Origin of the sequence: Streptomyces sp. NPDC127177, assembly GCF_042672475.1 — a bacterium.
In the GTDB taxonomy this organism is placed as follows: Bacteria; Actinomycetota; Actinomycetes; order Streptomycetales; family Streptomycetaceae; genus Streptomyces.
In genome coordinates, this window is sequence record NZ_JBHXUW010000044.1 from 64,257 (window position 1) to 70,552 (window position 6,296).

At 72.0% G+C, this 6,296-nt stretch carries 5 protein-coding genes; 3 read left to right on the forward strand and 2 right to left on the reverse strand.

What is annotated here, in order from left to right; translation table 11 throughout:
* Nucleotides 1–60: 60 nt before the first annotated feature.
* Both ACFVJX_RS25445 and ACFVJX_RS25450 read right to left on the reverse strand, forming a co-directional pair.
* A complete protein-coding gene (locus ACFVJX_RS25445; protein WP_384135168.1) occupies nucleotides 61–1,350 on the reverse strand; it encodes a haloacid dehalogenase-like hydrolase in 1,290 nt (429 codons plus the stop codon).
* Between the two features lie 181 nt (nucleotides 1,351–1,531).
* Nucleotides 1,532–2,893, reverse strand: coding sequence for a cation:dicarboxylate symporter family transporter (locus ACFVJX_RS25450; protein ID WP_384135165.1), 1,362 nt, complete (start codon nucleotides 2,891–2,893; stop codon nucleotides 1,532–1,534).
* Between the two features lie 130 nt (nucleotides 2,894–3,023).
* Here ACFVJX_RS25450 and ACFVJX_RS25455 point away from each other — a divergent pair, with 130 nt between their 5' ends.
* From ACFVJX_RS25455 to ACFVJX_RS25465, 3 genes are all read left to right on the forward strand, one after another.
* Entirely contained in the window at nucleotides 3,024–4,712 is a 1,689-nt protein-coding gene (locus ACFVJX_RS25455; protein ID WP_384135162.1) for an ATP-binding protein, read from the forward strand.
* A gap of 5 nt (nucleotides 4,713–4,717) precedes the next feature.
* A complete protein-coding gene (locus ACFVJX_RS25460; protein WP_384135220.1) occupies nucleotides 4,718–5,392 on the forward strand; it encodes a response regulator in 675 nt (224 codons plus the stop codon).
* 187 nt (nucleotides 5,393–5,579) lie between these two features.
* On the forward strand, nucleotides 5,580–6,203 hold the full coding sequence (locus ACFVJX_RS25465) for an XRE family transcriptional regulator (RefSeq protein WP_384135217.1): 624 nt from the start codon (nucleotides 5,580–5,582) through the stop codon (nucleotides 6,201–6,203).
* Nucleotides 6,204–6,296: the final 93 nt, after the last annotated feature.

Here is a 6,296-nt window from a genome sequence, read left to right on the forward strand (position 1 = left end):
GCGGCGGCCCTGGGGCTCTCCCCCGGGCCGCCGCCGGCCTTCCTCGGTGCGGGCCCCTCGTCAGTACACCGTGTCCTGCTGGTCCGGTACGACGCTGCCGTCAGCACGCCGCACGGGGCCGAGGGTGCCGTCCGGCTCGGTGTAGGCGGCGGTCGCGCAGGGGTAGGGCGTTGTCCTGCGGGGCAGCGGCTCGATGAACATGGGGTTCACGACCCAGCGGCCGTCGGCGTTGTCGTAGGCGCGGCACATCACCTCGTTCTTGTTGCGGTTGAGCACGAGGTGCGCGCCCGTGGCATCACCGACGAACGTCACGTCGGTGTCGGCGTCACCGCCGCCGAGCGTGATCCGCCGGTCCGGCGCCTGCCGGTCCCAGGCGGCCCGGCCGTGGATCCCGTAGATCTCCTGGTTGATCCAGCAACGCTTGCCGTCGATGTACGGGATGGCCTCGCCCTCGGTGACGCCCACCCCGCCGCACCCCTCGTTGCTGGTCGTGATGCGGCCCCTGCGGTCGAGCACGGAGCGGATGGCGACGGTGTGCGCGCGGTCGATTCCGATGCCGCGCGACCAGACCTCGGTGACCGGCTCGGAGCCCGCCGAGACGATCCAGACGTCGAACCCGGCCTTCTGGAGCGTACGGACGAGGTCGCGTTGCTGTTCGTAGTACCGGACGTAGGCCGGAAGGACGTGGGTGCCGACGGTGCGGGTGGCACCGACGGGCGCGGCGAGTGCCTCCCTGCGGGCGGCCGCCGTGTACGCGCGCAGCTGGGGGACGGTGTGTCCGGCGAACAGCTGGGGTACCCACGCGTACTGCGGGACGGTACGCCGGTGGTTCCACTTCCCCACGAAGGCGGCCTCGCCGCTCATCGTGCTGCCGTCCTCACGGATCTGGAGGATCTCGTCGGCGCAGCGGGCGTTGGTGGAGGTGGGCAGGGGCGCTCCCACCTCGACGTCGGTGCCGCAGGCCTCGGTGAGGGCCTTGTCCGCGGTGTCGGTCAGCCACTTGCTGGTGTCCTTCCAGCGGGCGGGCCGGAGGATCTTGTCGTGCCGCAGGGACCAGCTGATGGTGGCGTCGGTGACGTCGTTCTTGGTGATGGTGTTGTCCCAGTCGAACGCCGCGACGGGGCGCGCTCCACCTCTGCCGTGGCAGGTGCCGCGCTCGTCGATCACGCGCTGAAGCCGGGCACGGTTGTCGCCGTACCAGGTGAGTTGGTCGGAGAGTTGAGGGCAGCGGGCCGTCGGCGTCACGGACACGCGATCTGCCGGGGCGGCGGCCACCGGTCCGGCTGCGGCCGCGACCGCGAGTGTGGCGGCCACCGCTGAGGTCCACGCGAGAACAAGTCGGGTGCGCATGCGTGTGGACCGTACATCAGTGTTTCCGGGATGTTGAGGGGGCGCGCTCCACTCAGATGTTGAGGGGGCGCGCTCCACTCATTGGACGCGGACCGGAGGGGTGGGCGGGGCCGGCGCGGGAGGCGGACACACGCCGGGCCGGTACGGAAGCTCCGTACCGGCCCGGCGTGCATGGGGGTGCTTATGCCTTCGCGAGCGAGGGCTGTTCCTCGCCGCCGTCCCTGGCCTCGGGGACGTGCGGCTCGGCGGGTCCCTCGTCCGAGATCATCGCTTCGTCGAACGGCAGCGCCCCGGAGAGGACCTGGTCCACCCGCTCCCGGTCGATCTCCTTGGTCCAGGTGCCGACGAGCACCGTGGCCACGGCGTTGCCCGCGAAGTTCGTCAGGGCGCGGGCCTCGCTCATGAAGCGGTCGATGCCGACGATCAGGCCGACACCGTCGACCAGCTCGGGGCGGTGCGACTGGAGGCCTCCCGCGAGGGTGGCCAGTCCGGCGCCGGTGACGCCCGCCGCACCCTTGGAGGCGATCACCATGAAGACCAGCAGCGAGATCTGCTCGCTGATGCTCAGCGGGTCGCCCGTCGCGTTGGCGATGAAGAGCGAGGACATCGTGAGGTAGATCGCGGTGCCGTCGAGGTTGAAGGAGTAGCCGGTCGGCACGGTGATGCCGACGACGGGTTTGCTGACGCCCATGTGCTCCATCTTCGCGATCAGCCGCGGCAGGGCCGACTCGGACGAGGAGGTGGAGAGGATGAGCAGGAACTCCCGGCCGAGGTACTTCAGCAGGGAGAAGATGTTGAGCCCGGCCACCAGGCGCAGGATCGTGCCCAGGATCAGGAACACGAAGAGGCCGCAGGTGATGTAGAAGCCGACCATGATGACCGCGAGGGACTTCAGCGCGTCCACGCCGGTCTCGCCGACCACCGCGGCCATGGCGCCGAACGCACCGACCGGGGCCAGCCACATGATCATGGCGAGGATGCGGAAGACCAGGCGCTGGATGTGGCCGATTCCGCGCAGGACCGGCTCGCCGGCCGATCCCAGGGCCTGCAGCGCGAAGCCCGCGAGCAGGGCGATGAGCAGGGTCTGCAGGACCTCGCCCGATGTGAAGGACGACACCATGGTGTCGGGGATGATGCCGAGCAGGAAGTCCGCGGTGGACTTGCTGTCCCCCGCCTGTGCCTCACCCGCGGCGCGGGTCGCCTCGGTGATGTGGAGGCTGGAGCCGGGCTCCAGGATGTTGCCGACGACCAGGCCGATGGCCAGGGCGACGGTCGACATCACCAGGAAGTAGCCGAGGGCCAGACCGCCGACGGCGCCGACCTTGGCGGCCTTGCGTACGGAGCCGACCCCCAGCACGATCGTGCAGAAGATGATCGGCGAGATCATCATCTTGATGAGATTGACGAAGCCGGTCCCGATCGGCTTGAGCTCGACGGCGGCATCCGGGGCGACGAGGCCCACCAGGATCCCGAGCCCCACCGCAGCGATGACGGCAAGATACAGATACTTCGTACGGTCCCGTTTGGCGGCGGCCACTGCCACGAGGGTCTCCTCGGCTCTTCTCTGTCCCTCCCCCGTCCCTGGGGGCCCCGGCGACTATTCCGCTCCTTGTGACACCGGTCACCCTTACGTGCATTTCGTTCATATCTTTTCGGCCAGGCAGACTGTGGGGATGCGCCTTCCCCGTGCACGTCCGCGCAGCCTCGCCGGACAGCTCTTCGCCATGCAGGTGGTGCTGGTGGCCGCCGTCGTGGCGGGGTGTGCCTTCTTCGCGTACGTCTCCGGCAGCGCGCAGGCCCGGGAGACCGCGGCCCGGCAGGCCAGGTCGGTGGCCCTGTCGGTGGCCGATTCACCATCCGTCCGGGAGGCGATCCGCACCCCCGACCCGTCGGCCGTCCTCCAGCCGTACGCGGAAGCGGCCCGCCGGGACACCGGGGTCGCCTTCATCACCATCATGGATCCGCACCGGGTCCGCTGGACGCACCCGCACGCAGACCGGATCGGTGAGACCTTCCTCGGGCACACCGCGCGGGCGCTGCGCGGCGAGACGTTCTCGGAGACGTACACCGGCACGCTCGGACCGTCGATCCGGGTCGTCACACCGGTCCGGGACGGCGGCAGGATCGTCGGCCTGGTCAGTGCGGGCATCACGGTGGACCGGGTCTCCACGCAGGTGCGGGCGCAGCTGCGCGCCCTGGCGCTCGCGGCCGGTGCGGCCCTGGCGCTCGGCGGCGTCGGAACCTATGTGATCAACGCCCGGCTGCGGCGGCACACCCACGGCATGAACGCCGCCGAGCTGAGCCGGCTGCACGACTACCACGAGGCCACACTGCACGCGGTGCGCGAGGGGCTGCTGATGCTCGACGGGCAGCGCAGGATCGCCCTGATCAACGACGCGGGCCGGGAGCTGCTGGGTCTCGCACCGGGCACGGTCGGGCGGCGGGTCGCCGAACTCGACCTGCCCGCGCCGCTGACCGGGGCGCTGCTCGCATCCGAGGAGAGGGTCGACGAGGTGCATCTGACGGCGGACCGGGTGATCGTGGTCAACACCCGTCCGGTGGTGGGCGGGGAGCGGCGCGGCACGGTCGTGACCCTGCGGGACCATACGGAACTCCAGGCACTGTCCGGCGAGTTGGATTCGGAGCGGGGCTTCACCCAGGCGCTGCGTTCACAGGCCCACGAGGCTGCGAACCGGCTGCACACGGTGGTGTCCCTGATCGAGCTGGACCGGGCCGACGAGGCGGTCGGCTTCGCCACGGCGGAGCTGGAACTGGCCCAGGCCCTCACCGACCGGGTCGTCGGCGCGGTCGCCGAACCGGTGCTGGCGGCCCTGCTGCTGGGCAAGGCCGCGCAGGCGAACGAGCGGGGGGTGGAGCTGGTGCTGGCGGACGACAGCCTGATAGACGACGGGGCCCTGCCCGCGACGCTGCCGCACCGCGATCTGGTGACCGTCCTCGGCAACCTCATCGACAACGCGGTGGACGCGGCATCGGACGCGCTGACCGGCCCGCCGGCCGACGGCTCCCGCGCGGCGGCGGTGCCCGCCCGGCGCACACCGCCGCCGCACCGTCCCGCACGCGCCCGGGTCACCGTCACGGCACTCGCCGGGGACGGCGAACTGCTGCTGCGGGTGGCGGACAACGGCACGGGCGTCGACCCGGCCGATGCCGCCGAGGTGTTCCGGCGCGGCTGGTCCACGCACGGGGCGGGCCGCGGGCTCGGCCTGGCGCTGGTGCAGCAGGCCGTGCACCGCAACGGCGGGACGGTCGCGCTGGAGCGGAGCCCGGACGGCGGCGCGGAGTTCACCGTACGGCTGCCGCTGCCCGACGGCGGCGAGGCACGGAAGGGAAGAAGCACGTGAACCCAGTGATCCGGGTGCTGGTCGTCGAGGACGATCCCGTCGCCGCCGACGCCCACCGGCTGTACGTGGACCGCGTCCCGGGGTTCGAGGTGGCCGCCGTCGCGCACTCGCGCGCCGATGCGGTGCGGGCGCTGGAGCGCACACAGGTCGATCTGCTGCTCCTGGATCTGTATCTGCCCGACGGGCACGGTCTGCACCTGCTGCGCTCGCTGCGGGCGGCCGGGCACACGGCCGATGTGATCGCCGTGACCTCGGCCCGCGATCTTGCCGTGGTGCGGGAGGGGGTGTCGCTCGGCGTGGTGCAGTACGTGCTGAAGCCGTTCACCTTCGCCACCCTGCGCGACCGGCTCGTCCGCTACGCCGAGTTCCGGGCGACGGCCGGTGAGGCGAGCGGCCAGGACGAGGTCGACCGCGCGCTCGCCACCCTGCGCTCACCGCAGCCCGCGCGGCTGCCCAAGGGCCTGAGCGGTCCGACGCTGGAGGCGGTGACCCGGGTGCTGCGGGCGGCCCCGGACGGCGTGACGGCGGCCGCGGCCGGCCTTGACCTCGGGATCTCCCGCATCACCGCCCGCCGCTACCTGGAGCACCTGGTGACGGCGGGCCGGGCGGAGCGCAGTCCGCAGTACGGACAGATCGGGCGCCCGGAGCTGCACTACCGATGGGTGGCCGAAGCACGCTGACGGGTGCCGTCCCCGGGCCGGGACCGGGGCCCGGCCGCCCCGCTCCCGGCCTAGGAGTTTCCTACGAGCCGTCGTCTCGGTCGAACACACCGTAGTCAGACCGCCTCCGGCCTCTTACGGTGGGGCCGTGCACCCCACCCCGCCTTTCAACGCCCCCGCCGCGCGAAGACTGCGCGAGGCCCTCGGGATGGCTCCCGGTCACGTCGCCTACGGCCTCGGCGCCCAGTACGGACTGAAGATCAGCGCCGAGACCGTGGCCGCCTGGGAGCGTGGGCTCGAACTGCCGACGGAGTACGAACTCACCGCGCTGGCCGGGGTGCTGTGGTGCGCCCCCGGCGAACTCCTGACCGCGGCCCGGACCCTGCGCGAGCACCGGGTAGCCCGGGAGCTGGCGCCGGACGAACTGGCGGGACAGCTGGGCATGGCCACGTCCGCGTATCTGCGGATGGAGGAGTCCGGGCGGTGGCGGGGCAACGAGCGCCAGTCCGCCGCGCTCACCGAGGCGCTGGGGCTGACGGCCGCCGGCTTCGTGACGGCGACCGGCCGGGACGAGGACCTGGCCGAGCTGCTGCGCAGCGCGGTGACGACGCGATGGCAGGCGTACGTGCGCCCGGTGGCGAAGCTGGTGCCGGTGGACCGGCGGCTGCTCCAGGGTGTCCTGGAACAGCTGCACTCCGACTACCAGGCGCTGATGGTGTCCACGCTGAGCTGGAGCAGCACGGGGACGGAGCGGGAGGGCGCGACGGGGGATGCGGGGCGGGCGTTCCTGGCGCGGATCGTGGACCGGTTCTGGGAGGCGGCGCAGGGCTGAGGCCCTGCGGGGGCGCCCCACACGGACGAGCGGGCCGTGACCGTCCCCGGGTCAACCCGGTCGACGACGCGCTGATGGAGATCACCCACGTCC

Bases quoted from the DNA above. Each gene is read 5' to 3' on its own strand.
- ACFVJX_RS25445 (WP_384135168.1), bottom strand. From the start codon at position 1,350: ATGCGCACCCGACTTGTTCTCGCGTGGACCTCAGCGGTGGCCGCCACA.
- ACFVJX_RS25455 (WP_384135162.1), top strand. From the start codon at position 3,024: ATGCGCCTTCCCCGTGCACGTCCGCGCAGCCTCGCCGGACAGCTCTTC.
- ACFVJX_RS25465 (WP_384135217.1), top strand. From the start codon at position 5,580: ATGGCTCCCGGTCACGTCGCCTACGGCCTCGGCGCCCAGTACGGACTG.